At 47.6% G+C, this 17,563-nt stretch carries 19 protein-coding genes and 1 tRNA gene; 13 read left to right on the forward strand and 7 right to left on the reverse strand.

What is annotated here, in order from left to right; all coding sequences use genetic code 11:
• The first annotated feature begins 1 nt into the window (after position 1).
• The 5 genes from IQ257_RS02020 to IQ257_RS02040 all read left to right on the forward strand — a co-directional run bounded on the left by IQ257_RS02020 (position 2) and on the right by IQ257_RS02040 (position 2,772).
• Positions 2 to 790, forward strand: a complete 789-nt coding sequence (locus tag IQ257_RS02020; RefSeq protein ID WP_193873229.1) for a hypothetical protein — start codon at positions 2 to 4, stop codon at positions 788 to 790.
• A 110-nt stretch (positions 791 to 900) separates the two neighbouring features.
• On the forward strand, positions 901 to 1,389 hold the full coding sequence (locus IQ257_RS02025; RefSeq protein WP_193873230.1) for a hypothetical protein: 489 nt from the start codon (positions 901 to 903) through the stop codon (positions 1,387 to 1,389).
• A gap of 347 nt (positions 1,390 to 1,736) precedes the next feature.
• Positions 1,737 to 2,036, forward strand: a complete 300-nt coding sequence (locus tag IQ257_RS02030) for a hypothetical protein (RefSeq protein ID WP_193873231.1) — start codon at positions 1,737 to 1,739, stop codon at positions 2,034 to 2,036.
• A gap of 12 nt (positions 2,037 to 2,048) precedes the next feature.
• Complete coding sequence (locus IQ257_RS02035; RefSeq protein WP_193873232.1) at positions 2,049 to 2,405, forward strand: hypothetical protein; 357 nt, start codon at positions 2,049 to 2,051, stop codon at positions 2,403 to 2,405.
• Positions 2,389 to 2,772: an FHA domain-containing protein gene (locus IQ257_RS02040; protein ID WP_193873233.1), complete on the forward strand. Its 384-nt coding sequence runs from the start codon at positions 2,389 to 2,391 to the stop codon at positions 2,770 to 2,772. The genes IQ257_RS02035 and IQ257_RS02040 overlap by 17 nt, the downstream gene beginning before the upstream one ends.
• A 307-nt stretch (positions 2,773 to 3,079) precedes the next feature.
• On the opposite strand, the gene IQ257_RS02045 is transcribed toward IQ257_RS02040, so the two are convergent.
• Both IQ257_RS02045 and IQ257_RS02050 read right to left on the reverse strand, forming a co-directional pair.
• On the reverse strand, positions 3,080 to 3,589 hold the full coding sequence (locus IQ257_RS02045) for a DUF4352 domain-containing protein (protein WP_193873234.1): 510 nt from the start codon (positions 3,587 to 3,589) through the stop codon (positions 3,080 to 3,082).
• 156 nt (positions 3,590 to 3,745) lie between these two features.
• The gene (locus tag IQ257_RS02050; RefSeq protein WP_193873235.1) at positions 3,746 to 3,985 is read right to left on the reverse strand and encodes a helix-turn-helix transcriptional regulator; all 240 of its coding nucleotides are present in this window, start codon (positions 3,983 to 3,985) and stop codon (positions 3,746 to 3,748) included.
• A 178-nt stretch (positions 3,986 to 4,163) separates the two neighbouring features.
• Between IQ257_RS02050 and IQ257_RS02055 the strand changes: the two genes are divergently transcribed.
• The 4 genes from IQ257_RS02055 to IQ257_RS02070 all read left to right on the forward strand — a co-directional run bounded on the left by IQ257_RS02055 (position 4,164) and on the right by IQ257_RS02070 (position 9,831).
• Complete coding sequence (locus IQ257_RS02055) at positions 4,164 to 4,337, forward strand: hypothetical protein (protein WP_193873236.1); 174 nt, start codon at positions 4,164 to 4,166, stop codon at positions 4,335 to 4,337.
• Positions 4,338 to 4,537: 200 nt separating this feature from the next.
• Positions 4,538 to 4,771 (forward strand): hypothetical protein, encoded by a 234-nt coding sequence (locus IQ257_RS02060; RefSeq protein WP_193873260.1) that lies wholly within the window; start codon positions 4,538 to 4,540, stop codon positions 4,769 to 4,771.
• Between the two features lie 114 nt (positions 4,772 to 4,885).
• Positions 4,886 to 8,710 (forward strand): DUF3987 domain-containing protein, encoded by a 3,825-nt coding sequence (locus IQ257_RS02065; RefSeq protein ID WP_193873237.1) that lies wholly within the window; start codon positions 4,886 to 4,888, stop codon positions 8,708 to 8,710.
• Positions 8,711 to 8,745: 35 nt separating this feature from the next.
• Positions 8,746 to 9,831: a tyrosine-type recombinase/integrase gene (locus IQ257_RS02070; protein WP_193873238.1), complete on the forward strand. Its 1,086-nt coding sequence runs from the start codon at positions 8,746 to 8,748 to the stop codon at positions 9,829 to 9,831.
• Positions 9,832 to 9,969: 138 nt separating this feature from the next.
• Here the strand turns inward: IQ257_RS02070 and IQ257_RS02075 are convergent.
• Together IQ257_RS02075 and IQ257_RS02080 are read right to left on the reverse strand one after the other, a co-directional pair.
• Positions 9,970 to 10,042: transfer RNA gene (locus IQ257_RS02075), tRNA-Phe, on the reverse strand.
• Between the two features lie 269 nt (positions 10,043 to 10,311).
• Positions 10,312 to 12,081 carry an alpha/beta hydrolase gene (locus IQ257_RS02080; RefSeq protein WP_228060344.1) on the reverse strand — a complete coding sequence of 590 codons (1,770 nt, stop codon included), beginning with the start codon at positions 12,079 to 12,081 and terminating at the stop codon, positions 10,312 to 10,314.
• Positions 12,082 to 12,577: 496 nt separating this feature from the next.
• On the opposite strand from IQ257_RS02080, the gene IQ257_RS02085 reads away from it, so the two are divergent.
• Positions 12,578 to 12,841 carry a DUF4278 domain-containing protein gene (locus IQ257_RS02085; protein WP_193873240.1) on the forward strand — a complete coding sequence of 88 codons (264 nt, stop codon included), beginning with the start codon at positions 12,578 to 12,580 and terminating at the stop codon, positions 12,839 to 12,841.
• 83 nt (positions 12,842 to 12,924) lie between these two features.
• On the opposite strand, the gene IQ257_RS02090 is transcribed toward IQ257_RS02085, so the two are convergent.
• From IQ257_RS02090 to IQ257_RS02100, 3 genes are read right to left on the reverse strand one after another with little or no spacing between them, the layout of a single operon-like run.
• Positions 12,925 to 13,218 carry a hypothetical protein gene (locus IQ257_RS02090; RefSeq protein WP_193873241.1) on the reverse strand — a complete coding sequence of 98 codons (294 nt, stop codon included), beginning with the start codon at positions 13,216 to 13,218 and terminating at the stop codon, positions 12,925 to 12,927.
• A gap of 37 nt (positions 13,219 to 13,255) precedes the next feature.
• A complete protein-coding gene (locus IQ257_RS02095) occupies positions 13,256 to 14,320 on the reverse strand; it encodes an ABC transporter permease (protein ID WP_193873242.1) in 1,065 nt (354 codons plus the stop codon).
• 31 nt (positions 14,321 to 14,351) lie between these two features.
• Positions 14,352 to 14,870, reverse strand: a complete 519-nt coding sequence (locus IQ257_RS02100; protein ID WP_193873256.1) for an adenine phosphoribosyltransferase — start codon at positions 14,868 to 14,870, stop codon at positions 14,352 to 14,354.
• A 165-nt stretch (positions 14,871 to 15,035) separates the two neighbouring features.
• Between IQ257_RS02100 and IQ257_RS02105 the strand changes: the two genes are divergently transcribed.
• The 3 genes from IQ257_RS02105 (at position 15,036) to IQ257_RS02115 (ending at position 17,456) form a co-directional block, all read left to right on the forward strand.
• Positions 15,036 to 15,263 carry a hypothetical protein gene (locus IQ257_RS02105; RefSeq protein WP_193873243.1) on the forward strand — a complete coding sequence of 76 codons (228 nt, stop codon included), beginning with the start codon at positions 15,036 to 15,038 and terminating at the stop codon, positions 15,261 to 15,263.
• Between the two features lie 142 nt (positions 15,264 to 15,405).
• Positions 15,406 to 16,035 carry a DUF3038 domain-containing protein gene (locus IQ257_RS02110; RefSeq protein ID WP_193873244.1) on the forward strand — a complete coding sequence of 210 codons (630 nt, stop codon included), beginning with the start codon at positions 15,406 to 15,408 and terminating at the stop codon, positions 16,033 to 16,035.
• Complete coding sequence (locus IQ257_RS02115) at positions 16,035 to 17,456, forward strand: DUF4335 domain-containing protein (RefSeq protein ID WP_193873245.1); 1,422 nt, start codon at positions 16,035 to 16,037, stop codon at positions 17,454 to 17,456. The genes IQ257_RS02110 and IQ257_RS02115 overlap by 1 nt, the downstream gene beginning before the upstream one ends.
• Positions 17,457 to 17,563 lie beyond the last annotated feature (107 nt).

Consider the following 17,563-nt stretch of genomic DNA (forward strand, 5'->3'; position numbering starts at 1 on the left):
GATGGCTATTTCTAATTGGGCAGCTCAAAGGAGTTTACTTTTAAAAAGTTACAATCAAGAAGTAAAAAAACTGTATAGAGAGAATTCAGCAGCATTTGATCGAGTTGAGCGGTTAACCAAGGTTCAAGCTCTAGAAGCTTCCTTAATCTTAAATAAAGACTCTCAGCTAATGGCAAAAGCCAAGCAAGATTTTTATTATAATCAAGTGCTACGAACTCCTTATCAACCTGAAATCTGGCAAGCTCCCGATTATACTAATATCAGCCAGATTGAGTACGATCCGCAAATTATTTTACTATTTCGCGAAACCAAAGAAAGGTACAAAGCTGCTAATAGACGCCAACCCTTAAGGGTACAATGCTCCTTAAGGTTAAAAGAGTCTATTGTTGAAAGCTTGAGAACCAGTAACAATAGACTTGAGACGATTAGCAATCAAATCGAAATAGCTTTTGGTAAAGAAGAGTACGATAAAGGAAGGCGAAAGTTTACCTACAAAAATGATAGTTTAAAACATCGATTTTATTTTAACTTCAACAGCGAGGCTCAAGCCAGAGAGTTGCTCACAAAAACTTTAGCATTGCAAGATCAAACGCCAGACTTTGACCACTACTGGTCAGAGTCCAGCCGACCAGCAGGCTATCATACAATTCGACGGGAGACGGTCTATGGCGAGGTTATGGAATATCCGGCATTGATGCCCCAGGCTACTTGTAAGTTTTACAGGGCGACGGCTCACTTCTTCCCAGCCAAGCCTATCTTGCTAGTAGAAAATCTTATAGACCATCTTTAAGTACCCAGATAAAATCAACAGAGATATATCTGTGTGGATTCAGAAACCAATAGCTTTCTAGAATGAAAACTACAATAGAGCTATAAACTTAGGCAAATTTAGGCGCAAAAATGGCAAGAGTTTACCGGATATTAATAATCGATGGCAATTTAGCAGCGGCAGGTGATCAGCCTGCGGCAGTGAAAATTGGAGAAGATTTAATAGAATATTTTTCAATACCGGGGGCAACCTCAGGAACTAGTACCCCAGAGAAAACGGTAACAGTTCCGGCTTCGAGAAGATTTAAAACCTTGCAAGATGCGGCAGCCGGTACCAATCCAGTTCCAGTCGGCGGATACACAAGAAAATATCACCTAATTCCTGCTATTGATTCTTTTTCTGGAGGGAGAAGCGTAGAAGTTGATACAAAGATTGAGAAAGCAGAGGGAACGGTCCATCAAACTTCTTTTCGCGTAAGCAATAAGGCTACGATTGCTTCTATTAGCGCATTTATTGCTACCTGGGGGGCGACAAATCGCCCTAAGAAATTTTCTATCCAAGGAAAAAGTTATCCGGTACTGCTTGAGGCAGACATCAAGGGTGCGGCACCAACACCTTAACTATGTGGGCTTCACTGGGTGAAATTAACAAATTATCGTGGGACTGGGAATTTTTCCCAACTCCCGATGTTGGGGGCGATCGCTTTCGGATTACCCAAGTAAACGGACGAAACCTTCATAATGGGCACGGAGTAATTAGCTCCTTTTATTCGGATGGGGAGTTTTCCGGGCGATTTGGCTGGCAGCGGATTTACGCAGATTGGGATGGGTCCAGAAAAAAGATCACATTTCCTCAACCATTCCCGGCTGAATTACTCTCGGCAGGAATAACGACCCGATATTTGGGGTGTCGGCTAGGTCGGGGAAGTGTTTTAGCCGGGCCATGGACACTGATATTAGAAGCTGAGGTGAAGGAAGAAGCGGAAAATGTAGGTTGGCAAGATTTAACCTTACAAGCTGGCTGGGCAGGAACAGCCAGGGTCAAAAAAAATGACAACTACATCGACCTGGAGGGTTCAATTTCCAAGATCAATCCAGGCTATAAAGAGGCAGTGCTACAGCTTCCATTGGAACATTTTCCATCAACAGAGTTGATTTATCAGACCTTGGCGGATAACACCACCCGATTTTCAATTATTCCAACAGGGCAACTTCTCTATTGGTATGGTCCTTTACCTGTGCCTATTGATAAAATTTTTAAAATTTAAGCTGATTAATTAATGAGCTTCCCAAGGAAAATAGCTTACATCTTAGCTGGAATCGCCGCGATATCTTTAATAATTTACTTTTTAAAAGAGCTGGGAGTCCCTGTTGAGGTAGGCTTTGTAACAGACGTACTTATCGGCGGAACTGCCATCCCCTTAGCAGTCCTACTATTCCAAAAATCATCTGAGAAGCAGGACAGGGAACAGGAATTCATTCAATCACTGAGATTGAACCTTTTTTCAACCAACGAGAGGCTTGAAGATTTAGAGAAAGACTTCAAAGAGCTTCATGGACTTTTCTTAAGGATTGAAGCGCAGAAGGAATCAATTCTAGAGCGATTAAGAGAGGTAGAGAATGAACAAGATCGCTGAGTTGGAGATTCATCATCCAGACGGAAGGTGTGAAACTCACGAATTAGACCTACCTCTTTACACGTTGGGGAGAGGGCAGCATAATTCCTTCCGCTTAATTGGCGACACCGCGATTTCCTTGGTTCATTTAAGCCTGAAGCGAATCCGAACAGAGTACAGGGACTTTTACAGAATTATTGATGGCAAACTAGACATGAGGTTTCTCTCGCAAAATGGAGTCTATCTCAATCGCTGCCGGATTCAGTATTCAGCCGACTTAAGACACAATGATGAAATTAGAATCGGCTCGAATTCGTGGATGATTTACCGGGATGATTTTGAGAGGGAGAGTAGAGAAGACGACACAATGGATTTAGAGGATTCGTGACTTTACTGGGGTAGACTTCGCTCTATGTTATACAAATAACCTTTTATCCATTCCAGGCGATTACGGAGTTGCTTATTACTTTCCTCTGTCGCAGTCTCAAACCCGTTTACTGTCTCCAAAAACCGCTCTACTTCGGTCTTTAACTCGTTCCCAATTTGCCAACATTGAGCGTAGTCCCAGGCTGGGTCGGGAGTTGGGTTGGAAGATTTGGGATTGTTTATCACCACCGCACCTCTTGCGAAACTGGTTAACAAAAAGCCACCCAACGGCGGCTTACTTTCAAGGGTAGTTTAACTCTATCTTCAGGTTACAGTCTCACGCTAACTGTCCCCTGCTGAATTGAGAAAAGATCCATCATCAATTCCTGGGCTTGAGTGCCACGGGGGACATCAAAGAGCCACACCTCCGAGCGGGTCTCTCCCGGTGTGAGCGGTTTGAACAACCGATCGGTGTCGTATTTGAGTTCTCGCTGGAAGGAATTGTAGGTGTTACCCCGAAAATCAACCAGCGTACTAACGAAGTTACTGAAGGGTATGTCTTCGGTTGACTGCCGTTTGCCGCTGGTGTTTCGGATGGTCACGGAAACGGCTATCCAGGTGTCGGCGGCTTCATAGGTCATGTACTGCCCGTTGAAAATTTGCCCGACCGAGCGAACGTCGGTTACTCGGAACTCCCAGCCGGGGGCGCGGATGGAGCGATGCCCAATAGTGGCTGGAGCTGGGACTACGTTGACACGGGTTCGTGTGGTTTGAGCTTTAACGCCGGGGGCAAAACAACCGATGATCAGAAGTGCGATCGCAATTTTTTGAATTTTCATGGGTACACTTGTATTGGATTTACTACCCCTCCCAGTTGCCGGAGGGGTTCCTCTTTAGTATTCCCTGAAATCTTTTACAGCTATCACCCACGACAAAGCCCCGTCACGAGCTGGCGGGGCTTAAAGAGTTTGAATAGGTGTATGTCAAAAACATACTCAGTCGAGGTCGTCGGATAAGTCCTGGATGTCCAACCCTGCATCCTTTAGGAGTTGATCCAGGCGTTGGACTTGGTTAAGCGACAACCGCATACGAACTCCGTTTTCATGCCGAGTTACTGTTTCCCTAGCCATGCCTAGCTTCTCGGCTAGTTCTGCTTGAGTTAAGCCAAGTCTTTCACGAAGTTCTTTTAAGCTTCTCACTTTGTAGTTGCTTTCTTCCCTGCTGTGGTCTACCATTGCTAATTGTGACGCCAAGTCACCTGAGTGGGTCAACAACTGAAGGGTGGGGACGATTTGTGGTCTAAGCCTGCCCTTTAGTTGCCATTCAGTGTATCAGGAAAAGTGACGGGGCGTTACATGAGGGATTAAGCCTACCGAAACAGCTTGGACGGATTTACACTAACGTGAGGATCGTATGGAACTGACCAAGAAAGAATACCTGACAGCCTTTTTCCTTGCACACTGGCTCCCGCCCAAATCCATGAAGCGTCAAATCGCCATGTACACAGACTACGCCGCTGAAGTGGCTGGCATTGTACTAGAGCGCCTGGCGTTGATGGAGCCAGAGCCAGAAGAGCCAACAACTTAAGTTTGACCTACAGTTACCGGGCAGGTTTCCTCAATTCCTGCCCTTTCCTCTTACTTATGCGATTCAGAACCAAAAGAAGAGAACTACTATCTCTTGCACTGCTCCAAGCCTTTGCCAGCCCCACCGGAAAGACTGCCTTGGTGGCGCTGGCGGTAGCTCTCGCAGACGAACTCTTTAGATCGAAGTTGAGGTCAAAGACGATGAATAGGTGCGCATTACCAAGATGGGGCAGACAGAGAACCGCTCCAGTTCGCTTTATCGGCAGCTTAATCGACCCCAAGCCATGGGTCGTGTTCCGGTTGCTGCCGACTCAAAACATAGAGGTAGCTCGGTACGTGAATCGTCAAGATGCCGATGAACACAAGCGAATTCTGTCGCGGTTTATACCGGATGGGTCGTTTGAAACAATTTTTGACGAATCGGTATACCGCTAAATCCGTAGCATTACGGTCGCGACCAACTAAAATTCTCTGTAGGTTGAAGAAATGGTCGGACGTCCAATAAACGATCCGACCCACAAACTAAATGTTCAAATACAATCTTGCCCTATGTGGTGTCAAGAATTGGCGATCGATCGCAAGACTTCACGGAATCTTCGTGAGTTTTGCGATCGGTTCTGCGTTTCAGTGGGCGTTTCAGGGAAAGGGGGACAGATAATGCAAATAAAGAACCTAGAACGAGTCAGCAAGACTGAACCCTGTCTTCACTGCGGCAAATCTGACTGGTGTTACCGGATTGGTTCCCTCGACTGCTGTAAACGTCAAGCCCAACCCGCTCAAGGTTGGCACCAAACCAGTAAGTCCGATTCCGATGGCACTCCCTACTATGCTCGTGTTGAGCTTCAGCAAAAACCAATTCGCCCCGCACAACGGCGGAATTGGCTGTATTTATCCCGATCCGGACAGCGGCTCATCCAGGTTTGCCGGATAGATGATGGCAAAGGCGGCAAACCCAAGCGCTGGCAAGAAGAATGGGACGGCGCTGGTTGGCAGAAAGAAATCTCTGTTAATCGGCAGGATATCCCAGTGTACCGATACCAGGAAATCCAGAAAGCGATCGCTCACGAAAAAACCATCTGGATTGTTGAAGGCGAACCCTGTGCCGATGCGCTCTGGGATTTAGGAATCCCAGCAACCACTAACATTGGTGGTTCCGGCAAGTGGAGAGAGTCGGATACACAAGATATAGCGGCTGCTGTCAAAGTGGTACTCTGTCCAGATCGGGATAAGCCCGGTCTGAAGCACATGCAGGACATCGCTGCCGCACTGCCACCAGAGAAGGTCGCTTGGTGTTTCCCGTTTCCTGAATCCCTCTCATGGCGCAATCTACCGACATCACAAGGGGTTGATATCGCTGACTGGATTTTGGATTTCAAGTTGAATAAGGCAGCAGTTTTAGCGGCGGTCTCTAGCGAACTTCCTGAGTTTTTAAAAACTTCACCATCCCTCTCTACTGAGCTTCTGAAAAAAATTCAGAATCTGGTAGACCGAAACCTTCCAGATTCTGAACTTCAGATCATTCTCAGGGAGCTATCGGAGCAGATCGGCTGGACTACCCAGGAACTCAAGACCCTCTATCTATCGAAACTTCAAGAATCAGACCGTCAGCAGGAGTTGGGTGAAGGGTTGCCGGATTTAGAAAAACTACTCCGGCAGCAGATGGAAAGTCAAGCGTTTGACTGGGGGGGAGTGCTGCCAGAGCCTGTGTTCCGTGCGTTGAAAACCAAAGCTGATTCCAGCCGAATCGACCCTATGTATCTTATCCAAAATTTGTTCCCAGCAATAGGGGGACTAATCGGTGCAAACGTCGGCTTAATTTGTAAGAAGGGTGCGACAGAGAAAGACCACTGGATTGAACCTCCTATCATCTGGACAGCCGTAATCGCGCCCCCTTCAACCGGGAAATCTGACGCCGATCGAGCCATCTTCCGACCCATCCGAGAGCTACAAGATCGACAAATTACCGAATACGAAAATGCCAAGAACCATCTTGAGGAATTAGAGGAAGATTGGCGATCGTACTCCTCAGAGGAAAAGCAGAAACTCAGAGGCACCGAGCAAGATCCATCTGTTCGTCGGCAGGAAATTGGCAGTTGCCGTAAGTTCCTCCTCGATGAGGGGGAGATTGAAGCCATTAAGCGGCGCATTGCTGAACAGCCACCAGCAGCAGGAATAACCTGGAGTGCTGACGAGCTACTGGGATTATTCCGAGGACTAGACCAGTACAAGGGTTCTAACAAGGGTAATGGTCGCCAGTTTCTATTGAAAGCCTGGTCCGGTCCACTGACGGGTTACGTGGATCGGGTTAACGAAAAGGAGAGCTTCCGCTTCCAGGGGCAGTGTCTCAACTTGTGCGGTGGGATACAAATTGAGCCGGCTAGTGAGTTTTTCGATGCCGATGGGCGGTCTGTTGATGCCGATGGGTTACAGAGCCGGATACTGCCAGCCGTCCCTGGACTCCGTGAAGATTTTGAGGTTTGGTCAGATGTCCTATGCGACGTTAACGGTTTACTGGCTGACTTGTACTCAAAAATCCAGAATTTGCCTAAAGGGTTGGTTTCTCTCAGCCCCCAGGCGGCTCAAGCGTGGCAGCGCCAATGGACCCTTTACAGGAAGGGATTCAGGCAGCACCTCAACTCAAACCCCGCTTACGCTTACTTTCAGGGGAAGATGTGTTCCAATCTGATGCGGTTAGCTCTTGTCCTTCACTGTCTAGAATTTGTTTACTCGCCCACAGAGAACTTCTACCAACTAGAGCTATCGACCCTGACCAAGGCGATTGCCGCTGCCGATTATTACCTGGGTCAGTTCCGACTGATGCAGGTTCAGTTCAGTAAGCACCCAGAGCAGGGCATGAGTGAGTTCATGATGAAAATCCTGAATTTCGCTCTAGACCAGGGGGAGCTCACCCCCTCACAGGTGGTAAATAAGTTCCGACGACAGAAGGGGGAAGACGGTAAACCTATCCGGTCAGCAGAGGTCGTCGAACTCTTCCGAACGATCGCCCTAGCTCGACCCCAGCGAGTGAAGCTGGAAGGGAAGAAATTAATTGCCTTACCCCCACCCCCCCCAGAAGCGATCGCACTTTTGATCGAAAAAGCTATGAAACCTTCTGAGGATGAGGCGTTAACGAATACGATCGCACGATCGCAAAGCGATCGCATTTGCGATCGTATTCCGGGAAAATGCGATCGCCCCCCCGAACAGCACCCAGTATCCGAAACCACTGTCACCTCGTTAGCGACGGTGGATTCCGACCCAGGACTAGTACAAATGAACGATCGCATTTTGGAAAAAGACGATCGCACTTTGATCAAAATGCGATCGTGCGATCGCACTAATTTAGACCGAAGTGGTGAGGGTTTGAGTGAAAAATGCGATCGCTTGGCTGTACCCCCCCCTCTCTCCACTGGTGAGACTGGTGGTCAGGAGACATACTCTACTTTTCGCATCGGAGATCGGGTAAGGGTCACAAAGGCAGAAGCTCCAGAATCAATCAGGAATTCTGAGTGGGTTGTTGAGGAGTTCATGTCATGTCCCTCATTGAAAGAGGGAGAGATAGAGCTAATTATCATCAAAGGAAAAAATAGCGACGGAAGAGAAATAAAGCGCTCCTTTGAGGCTAAACACTTAGCGATCGCATCTGAGCCAGACCCAGGAAATCAAGCGGAACTTCTTTCAGTGTTCCCCCTGATTGAGACAAAGAAAGATTTGCAGGCGCTGGTCAGTGGATATGGCTTCCAATCTGTATCTGAAGCCTTTTCCAAGCTCCCGCCAGAAGAGCAGCAGCGGATTCAGAATCTAGATCTAGAAAAGACGCCAATTAAGATTACCGAGTTGAAAGTGGGCGATCGTGTTCGGTCTATCAATGGCGGTGGAACAGCTACCGTTACGGCAGCAAATGACTGCCTGTGTGTGACCTACGACACCTCACCGTCCGAGAGCAGGATGGTCGATGAGAGTTGGTTTGAGTCGTTGCCAGAAGCCGAAGACCCTAAATTCTTGGCATTCAATCTCTATGATCAAATTGTTGAGGGCTGCAAGCTGAAGGTAGGCAAGCACCCCTATCACGGCAATTTTACAAACCGCGTAGGAACCGTACTTCAGAAGAATCTCCTAAACGGGGTTCCTGTTGCAGAGTTGAGGCTCGATGGAGGTAACCAATTACTCACCTGTTATCTGGAGTTCGCCAAACTCCACAGCTCTTGTCTCCAACCAGGCATGAAGATTCGATTCAAGAAGTGGTACGGGGAACTATCTGCAAAGATATCCGCTACCGGGCGCTGGCTAGTGAGGTGGGAAAATCACAAAAAAAGCTTAAGCTTACCCCCCAGTGAACCGCTTTCACCCTCAGAATTCGAGGTGATTGTATGACACATCCACTGACAGATCCACTCAATTAAACAAAAATGACCCGAAACCCCAAGGGGTCTGTAGTCGTTGAAACTCTTAAAGGACGGCTCAGACTTCGCTTACCCAAATTTTGCCCAAAGCGATACCTTTCACTTGGATTAGCCGATACTCCACGCAACCGAAAAATTGCTTCTCTCAAGGCAGCTCAAATTGAAGCTGACATCCTTTATGAGCGCTTTGACCCTACCTTGGAACGATACAGATCGCCTTACCAGCGCCCGACCGAAAAAATGCCGCTGCTAACAGTTTGGGACGCTTATGTAGATGCTCGGAAATCGGAGGTCAGCATCACGACCCTGAATATCGATTTTCGGAGGGTTCGCCAGCGGATACAAAGTTTTCCAGTAGACCTGTCCGAATCCGACCAGTTCAAGAACTGGCTGGGCAAGCACTACTCACCGGGGGGCAGTAGACGGGTGCTAGTACAGCTTCGAGCTGCTTGTAATTGGGCGCTACAGGAAGGGTTGATACAAAGCAACCCTTTCTCTGATCTCCCCCGTAAGGGCAAACAGTTAAAGCCAAAACCCCAGCCTTTTACCAGAGCGGAACGAGACAAAATTATTAGCGGCTTTGAAACCCATCAGCACTACAGTTACTATGCCCCGTTTGTAAAATTCCTCTTCTGGACTGGAGCGAGAACCAGTGAGGCGATAGGTCTGAGGTGGAAAGACCTTGATCAAGAATTTCAATTCATCACTTTCTCTGAAGCTCTAGTACAGGGTCAGAGGAAAGATACCAAAACTCACCAGTCTAGACGTTTTCCAGTGAATCAAGCGCTTGGAGAGTTGCTGCTGACTATTCGACCAGAAAGTTTTAGTCCAGACGCGCTCGTGTTTTTGTCTAAGACCGAGCTGGCTATCGACTCCCATAATTTTCTAAACCGAGCGTGGCGATCAGTGCTTGGAAGCTTTCCCACTATCCAGTACCGAAAGCAATATGCGACCCGACATACTTTCATTACTCTGTGCCTAGAAGAAGGGGTTCCTGTGGCACTGATTGCCCAGTGGGTGGGCAATTCCCCCCGTACAATTTGGACTTCTTACGCTGGAATCGTCAGCGCTCTACCCGTCCCAGAGCCGTGACCACTAGTACAAAAGATATCCTTTTTATATCCTTTTTGACCAAAAAGCCACCAAAACCACTTGGACTTAGGGAGTGGTACACAAATACTAGAACCCGCCACGATCAAGTTGCGTAGCGGGTTCCAAATGCTAAGATTATGCCAGGAGGCGGGCTCGAACCGCCGACACGAGGATTTTCAGTCCTCTGCTCTACCAACTGAGCTATCCCGGCATATTTTCTCAGCGACTACCTATGATAGCAAGGTTAAGTAGGTCTTGTCAAGCAAAAATTCCAAGTGATTTCATTTTGGATATCTAGTTAATCTTACCATCAGTCAGGCTCAATAAAGTTTTACCGACACAGTATCCAGAATAATAGGCTGTATAAATCCAGACAGTCCAATTTAGCACAAACTGCGTTCATTAATCCCCCTTTTTTTCTTGAAACCTCCTAGAGACGTTGTATACGTCTCTGACATCTCAAAATCCGCAACACCGACGCTAACTGATGCCAGTCAACCGTTGCTGGGAATGGTTGATAATGTTTGTAAAAATCTGATTAAGCTGCCCGCTGTAACCATTTGCCTGTGTGATTGCTTTGGCTTCCTTAAAAAAGAACCCTTTAATCATACCGATAGACCATTGGTTCACGTCAGGCAAGCGCAGCGCAATCTCCTGATTGCCAACGGCTAAAACTTGTAACCAAGTTGCCATGGTTGGCGGTAATGTTGTGCTGAGGCGCAGAGATAAGGTTGGCGTAGAGAGAGATTGGGCATAAGCAGGGGTCAAAAATGGTTCATAGGTTTTCGCTTCGGGGGTTAGCTGTTTGATAAACGCCAAACTCACCCCTCGAAACAACTGCCGCAGAGGTTCTGCTTCTTTACCCGTCAGTTCTTTAACGAAAGTACTTTGAGCCAAGGCATCATTAAGATTGGCGCGGTCTGTCACACTCAAGTGAGTGCCTCCAATCGCGGCGATTAGATATTTGGAACCCCTCAACTGAGCAAAAGACCGTAACTGGTGGTCTAAGGATGGAGTAATCGCATCGTCTGTCCCAGTCAAGATTAAAGTGGGAATGCTGACCTGAGTCAAACCGTCTTTGCCAAACAGTCGTCCAGTCACGGCGTTGAGAGCCATGGCTTGAACGATACGCCGATCGCTTAGTTGTAGGTTGTTTTCCTTCAATTCAGTAGCAGAACACTGAAACCAATCGGCTGGTGAACGTTCTAGGGGACTACGATTTTTACAAAACTCTTGCAGTCCGGCTAAATCTAATTGTCCTCCAGCTAAAGCCAAGGCAGTGTAGCCGCCTAGAGAATGACCGATAATGCTGACTTGTTGAGTATTGAGTTTGTCACGCAGGCGACCGTATCCCTGATTGATTTGTGCTAAACGGTCGAGTACGAAACTGACATCCCTGGGGCGGTCTATAAACTCCGATGCAGGTAACAACTCTCCTAAGTTGCTGCCCAGGGAGACGCCGTTGAGCCAAGTCAAGTTACTACCTGGGTGTTCTAGGGAGGCGACGGTGATGCCGTGGGAAGCTAGATGGCGGGCTAAGTAGGTTAAGAATTTGCGGTCAGAACCAAAGCCGTGGGAAAGAATGACCAGGGGACCGGAAGTCTTACGTGCCCAATAGAGGTCTACCAAAATAGTCCGTTGCCGTTCTCGGTCTCGTAGCCTCAGAGTACGCTCCTGTACATACTGATAGCCCGTGGCTGTCGGGTCAAGGCTGGGGCGGAAGGTTGCTACATCAGGAACTGCCAGTTCTTGCTCTAGAATAGGACCAACCGTTAAGCTCTGCAAGTAAGAGGTGTTGAGCTTGAGGACAATGGCGATCGCTGAAGAGGCATCGAGTGTCACTTCCTCGTCTGGATAAGCTCTCAAGAAACTTAGCGCCGAAAGACCGTCGGCTTGCCTTGCTGCCAAAAACAACGCGGCTTTTAACTCCTCCAGGCTGCTGCTAGGAAGCGCCAATCCGATTTGATCGAGTAAGCGAGCACCGTCAGAAGAGCTGAGTAGGTCATCGATAAATTTCTCAGTCAGGTTGGGGTCAAGGTGAAGACGTTTACTCAGCAACTGCCGCACTTGGGGAGTCAGCAGCGAACTGTAGGGTTTAAGGGCAGGTGACACTTCCCCTGTCTCGGCAAACTGTTCTAAGTCAGTGATGTTGACCGATTGCTTAAAGGGTCCCAAGCGCAGGGTTACTCGTTCAGCAGCTCTCAGAGGTGTTGCAATTCCCCAGCATAAAGTCAGAGTAATCGCAAACAAAGCGGGTCGTCCTATTCCCTGAATTTTACCTCTGGAATTAACCCGCTTTCTACAATGAGAATGCTGAAATACCCGGGTACCAAACCAGTTGAGCCGAAACTTCATAGGGATTGATTTCACAACCATGTGAATGGAGCTATATGTTTAAACCTTAATCCAAGCGACCCGTTGGAAGCTGTACAAGTTTCCCATACATCTTCAGCTATCAACGGGATAATCTCTTTACAAAGATGCTGCTATGTGCTATTGAATTTCAGAAATAAACCAAGCCCGTCTGAAATCCTATTGAACCGTCTAGGGTAGGGACAAATTCCGATTAAGTCTTGTTTTTTTTTCGTTGCCATTCCTTCATTTTGCTCCGATTTATTGGTATTAGTACTAAAATTTTCCGAAATTTATTAATGATGTTGTTTTGATGAAGAGTCCGGAAGATTCTGCTATCGAGATGAAGTAAATACGAGCAACAAAAGCAATATCCAATTCGGAAATTTTCTCCATGCAACTAACTTATCGCGGAGTTCCTTATCACTCTCAATCCCATACTATTGAAACGACGGCGAGTGAAAGGGTTGGCAAATATCGCGGTGTGAATTTGAGATTTAGACATCGAAACGTGATTTTCATCCCCCATTCCCTCTTCAGACTGACCTATCGCGGCATCTCCCACCTAGCAATGGGTCGATTCTCGATTCAACCTCAACTCAAAAGCGTACCTAATTCAAGAGACTCTGGCATCAAAAGCCACGATTCAAAGGGGTAAGAAGATTTAAAATCATGTCAATAAAGTTTAATATTTTTTTCATTCACTACCCAAAATGCTTAAGCAGAAGCGAGAAAAAACACTTAACCATAGGATAAAAATTCAATTTGAGGCACTAACGGGTCTTGAACAATACCTACACCAGTAAACCCCCACCGTTGGAGCAAGCCTTTTAATTGAGTCGAGGGGACTGACTCAACGGAAAATCGATCAGCAACGTCACTGCCGTGGGTATTGAGATAACTGAGAGCATCAAATCGTTCACGGAACATCAACAAGTATCCTGCTCCCACCTCGCTAGTACCCGCGTTGGGTTGGGCAACCAAATAGCGCCCATCTACTCTAGAAAGAATCAGGTAATAGATTTGGGTGAACATTTTGATCTGCCTTAGTCCTTTGATTCTCATCGCGAGTTTATTTCAAGTTTTCTAGGCGAATCCGAGGATCGACACCTTTGAGCAGTAAATCTGCCAGCAAATTGCCGACAATCAGCATCATTGCGCCCATCATCAAGCTTGCCATGACCAAGTAGATATCTTGAGCAGTCACTGCCTGCAAAATCAAACGTCCCAATCCGGGCCAGTTGAAGAAAAATTCGGCAATAAAGGCACCACTTAACAAACTAGCAAATTCAAAGCCGAGGAGCGTGATTAGAGGATTGACGGCGTTGCGCAGGGCGTGGACGTAAATAACCCGATTTTCAGGAAGCCCCTTGGCACGAGCCGTCTGGATGTAGTCTTGGCGCAAAACATCCAGCATTTCTCCTCGGGTAATTCGCTGTAAACCGGCAAAGCTGGTAATCGAGAGGGCAATGGTTGGCAAAATCATGTGCCAACCGATATCTAAGACTTTGCCGATGGGGGATAAATCGGCGTGATTGATACTCGTCATGCCACCGACAGGAAATAGGGGGGAGGTGTACTGCGCCAAAATGAGTAGTAACAAAGCGGTGATGAAGCTGGGAAAGCCCTGACCGGTGTAGCTCATGACTTGCAGGACTCGATCACCAAAGCGGGATTGATTGACTGCGGCAATAATTCCTAGGGGAATAGCGATCGCCCAGGTAACAATGATAGACGCGATCGCTAACAGTAGCGTTGCTGGAATCCGCTCCCATAGTAAAGAGGACACCGAGCGAAAATAGACAAAACTTTCACCAAAGTCCCCTTTCGTCACCACCCGCACCAACCAGCGCCAATACTGCACCCAGGCAGGTTGATCTAAACCAAATTGCTGCCGCAGTTCCTCAATCCGTTCTGGCGAAATTTTGGGATTTTGTCTGAGGGTATCTAAATAATCTCCTGGTGCGAGCTGAATAATCGCAAAACTTAGAGCCGAGGCTAAAAGTAAAGTCAACAGTGCCTGCAATAGCCGTTTCACCACGTAAAGAAATGTTTCGCTTGTGACTAGCTGTTTAAACCAACCGACAGCAGCACTAAATCCATTCCGAATAGCAGAATCCCTAGTTGAAGCAGTCATTCATTCTTTGTCCTTTATAAAAAACCAATGACTAATACTCAATTAACGTCACAACGGGTACATCAGGCAGTTTCTGACGCCCACCAAGAGCCGTTAGCTCGATGATAAAGGCAAATCCTACCAGTTCGCAGCTAATTTGCTGTACGAGCTTCGCCGTAGCAACAGCAGTTCCCCCCGTAGCGATTAAATCATCGACAATAAAAACCCGACAACCAGGATTGAGGGCATCTTGATGAATCTCTAGCTGATCCATGCCATACTCCAGTTCGTACTCAATGCTGTGTACAGCGGCTGGCAGTTTACCGGGTTTGCGAACGGGGATAAATCCAGCTCCGAGTTTGTAAGCTAAACTAGGTCCGAAAATAAAGCCACGAGACTCTATGCCGACGACGTAATCGATGGATAGTCCAGCGTCTTGGCATTTTTGAGCTAGGGTATCGATTGTGTAGCGCAGTCCCTCTGGATGGCGCAGGAGCGTAGTGATATCCCGGAATGTAATTCCAGGTTTGGGAAAGTCTGGGATATCGCGGATCAGAGACTTTAAATCCATCGGTAGGTAAACTCTATAATTCATTGATGAGTAGTTAGGCAGATACTTGTGGCATAGCGGACTTGCCACCGGCTGCCAGCAAAATCGTACACTAGAAAGATGGAGGCTTCTCGATCAATTGGGGTGAGAACTGATTGAGATCTGACTTGTGGCTGGAGAGCAAAGGTGATTATTTTTATTATTCTGGTACAGGTCACAGTTGTAAAAATTAGGGCAGGCAGCGATCGCCGGATGCTAGTGTCAAGTCAATCCATTCGCAATTCCTTCCCGCCCCAAGCAGATGAGGCATGGGGGCAGGGTTTCGGAACGCCCACCCCTCAGACAACTGGAGCAACGCCAAAAAGGGAGCCAGTAAAACTCCCAAAAATCCTGAACTACAGTGATATGCTCTGACAAAGTATGACAGACCCTTATAGAACTCAGATAGACGCAAACCTGGCACAAATGTCAATTGTCAAAAGTCCTCTAGTCTATAGGTATCACCCTGTTTGAAATTGTTATTTAAAAATGTGTTTACCCTAACTTACTCGTTGGAATGAATCTTGCTGTGAGTGTAATGCCGACCAACAGTCCCCCTGCTAACCAGTCAACACCAATGATTTTAGAGAGTTTACCCGACCTGGATATCTTAGATCGGGGGTGTCCGTCACGAAGTCGGCAGCAGATTGACCTGATTTTACTTGCCATTGAAGCCTTGGAACTAGGAGGTTCTGAGGCGATGCTGTACATGGCTAAGGAATTGGAACTCCAGGATATCATTAAAAATCGGGTCGTCCTGTGGCGTTTGCGCTGCACCAATCCCTTACGACGCTCTCATACGCGCCGTCCTTTACACTTAGAGGAAGCCAAGGCGTTAGTGGTGATTGCCAGTTATCTGGCGCGACGAATGACCGTTTTAATCCGGCAGTTGCTTTTGGCTTACGAACAACTTAGCGAGAAGCAGATCCCCGTAGAACAACATTTTCGCTTGTCTGAGTACCTAGAGCGGTTCCGTACCCATTTCCGCAGCCGAATGAACCCACGACGGGCAAAAGTTTCTATTTACAACACCGACGAAAAGTTAAATGAGCTAGCCCTCTCGCTATTGAGTCAACTGCTGTTCTGTACGGGAACAGGTGGAATGCAGCGATTTTGGACTAGCTTGTTTGATGGAGAAGTAACCTAATGACGATTCGACGCCAGTATAGTCTGCCCAACTGCACGCTGATTTTAGAAGGTTTGAGTGAAGCAACCGGAGCCGTTGGTTCTCAGATAGATACTCGACCTTTAATGACCATTCTAGTTAACGCTGAGTGCCATTTGGCAGGTCAAAAGCAACCCCTCAGCGGCGGACGTGACTTTTTGGAAGGCTTAGTGCAGGTTGTAAGTCGCTATGCTCAAGAATTTTTAAGTCAGGTGCATCACCCAAAACCAGCGGGGGATAAGCCTTCAGTCGTGCAGTTGCACCCCATGCCAGATAAAAATTTGCACCGATTGACGCTGCTGCCGACGGCGGAAGGGTTGCTGCCGATGGGGGCTAGTGGCGAGATGGTAGCAGATGGGTATCGGGCTGGGGTAGAGCCAGGAAAACCCCTACAGATTGATTTAACCACAGTCCAGCTCTTTGACTTGGTGGAGGCAATAGACCAATTGCTGGCTGATCAGCGAACTCTACCTGATCTGAATTTGCGGTTGCAACCCGTTTCTAGACGCTACCGCAAAGCCGACCAACCTGTAACCAAACGGGCAGCACCAGCAGCATTGGGTACGACGAGTTTGGTACTAGCCGCGATCGCATTTTTCCTTGTACCTATCCCAGAAGTACGCCAACCCCAACCCAATAGCAGGGAAACGAATTCTCAGACTTCCGAAGGTGAAAGTCCAACAACCAGAACTACACCCCCCTCAGCCTCTGAATTGGAGAAGACTCTAGCATCGGCTCAGGAAATCACTGATCCAACGGAATTGGATTATTTGAAACGCAACCTGTACAGAAAGCTCAGTCAAGGTTGGGAAAACCGGGGGCAGGTGAACCAAAACTTAGAGTATCAGGTTGGAGTCGCTAGAGATGGAACCGTTGTAGGCTACAAGTCCGTCGATGACACGCCCATGGAGGAATCCCAGAGAACGCCCCTACCTGACTTGCTCTATATTCCGGCTGAGGGGGGTACTGCTAGTCGAGAACCCCTTGCTCAGTTTCGAGTTGTGTTTACCCGAGGCGGTGTTCTGCAAATCAGCCCTTGGCAGGGTTATACGGCACAACCGGGTTTGGGTCCAGAAATCACTGATTCGGCTACGATCAGAGAGTTGAATGCTCAGATCTATGATGAACTGAGCGATCGCTGGGAGGGAACTCCCCTATCTCCAAGACCTTTAGTTTACCGAGTTGGTGTCACGGAAGATGGGGTCATTGCTGACTACGCACCCCAGAATCAACCGGCTTGGGATTATGTTGAAGAAACCCCTCTTGAGAAATTACTCAAGCCGGAGGCGGCGGGTATTGGCAGTGAGGAAAGTGGCTTTGTTCCCACTAAACCCCTCGCTCATTTTCAAGTTGTGTTTAAGCCAGACGGTGTTTTGGAAGTTAGTCCATTCCGGGGGCGATAATTCCTGGAACTGACGTTTTATTTCAAACCCAAAATCCATACTATAAAGATTGTTATTGCGGGGTAGACCGGAAAGCCTGCCCCGTGAAAGGCTTTTTGATAGGGGAA

The sequence above is a fragment of the Coleofasciculus sp. LEGE 07092 genome (genome assembly GCF_015207375.1).
Taxonomy (GTDB): Bacteria; Cyanobacteriota; Cyanobacteriia; order Cyanobacteriales; family Coleofasciculaceae; genus LEGE-07092.

What these genes read in the sequence shown, in the direction of transcription:
- IQ257_RS02020 (WP_193873229.1), top strand. Translation starts at nt 2, where the DNA reads ATGGCTATTTCTAATTGGGCAGCTCAAAGGAGTTTACTTTTAAAAAGT.
- IQ257_RS02025 (WP_193873230.1), top strand. Translation starts at nt 901, where the DNA reads ATGGCAAGAGTTTACCGGATATTAATAATCGATGGCAATTTAGCAGCG.
- IQ257_RS02035 (WP_193873232.1), top strand. Translation starts at nt 2,049, where the DNA reads ATGAGCTTCCCAAGGAAAATAGCTTACATCTTAGCTGGAATCGCCGCG.
- IQ257_RS02040 (WP_193873233.1), top strand. Translation starts at nt 2,389, where the DNA reads ATGAACAAGATCGCTGAGTTGGAGATTCATCATCCAGACGGAAGGTGT.
- IQ257_RS02045 (WP_193873234.1), bottom strand. Translation starts at nt 3,589, where the DNA reads ATGAAAATTCAAAAAATTGCGATCGCACTTCTGATCATCGGTTGTTTT.
- IQ257_RS02050 (WP_193873235.1), bottom strand. Translation starts at nt 3,985, where the DNA reads ATGGTAGACCACAGCAGGGAAGAAAGCAACTACAAAGTGAGAAGCTTA.
- IQ257_RS02055 (WP_193873236.1), top strand. Translation starts at nt 4,164, where the DNA reads ATGGAACTGACCAAGAAAGAATACCTGACAGCCTTTTTCCTTGCACAC.
- IQ257_RS02060 (WP_193873260.1), top strand. Translation starts at nt 4,538, where the DNA reads ATGAATAGGTGCGCATTACCAAGATGGGGCAGACAGAGAACCGCTCCA.
- IQ257_RS02065 (WP_193873237.1), top strand. Translation starts at nt 4,886, where the DNA reads ATGTGGTGTCAAGAATTGGCGATCGATCGCAAGACTTCACGGAATCTT.
- IQ257_RS02070 (WP_193873238.1), top strand. Translation starts at nt 8,746, where the DNA reads ATGACCCGAAACCCCAAGGGGTCTGTAGTCGTTGAAACTCTTAAAGGA.
- IQ257_RS02085 (WP_193873240.1), top strand. Translation starts at nt 12,578, where the DNA reads ATGCAACTAACTTATCGCGGAGTTCCTTATCACTCTCAATCCCATACT.
- IQ257_RS02090 (WP_193873241.1), bottom strand. Translation starts at nt 13,218, where the DNA reads ATGTTCACCCAAATCTATTACCTGATTCTTTCTAGAGTAGATGGGCGC.
- IQ257_RS02095 (WP_193873242.1), bottom strand. Translation starts at nt 14,320, where the DNA reads ATGACTGCTTCAACTAGGGATTCTGCTATTCGGAATGGATTTAGTGCT.
- IQ257_RS02100 (WP_193873256.1), bottom strand. Translation starts at nt 14,870, where the DNA reads ATGGATTTAAAGTCTCTGATCCGCGATATCCCAGACTTTCCCAAACCT.
- IQ257_RS02110 (WP_193873244.1), top strand. Translation starts at nt 15,406, where the DNA reads ATGAATCTTGCTGTGAGTGTAATGCCGACCAACAGTCCCCCTGCTAAC.
- IQ257_RS02115 (WP_193873245.1), top strand. Translation starts at nt 16,035, where the DNA reads ATGACGATTCGACGCCAGTATAGTCTGCCCAACTGCACGCTGATTTTA.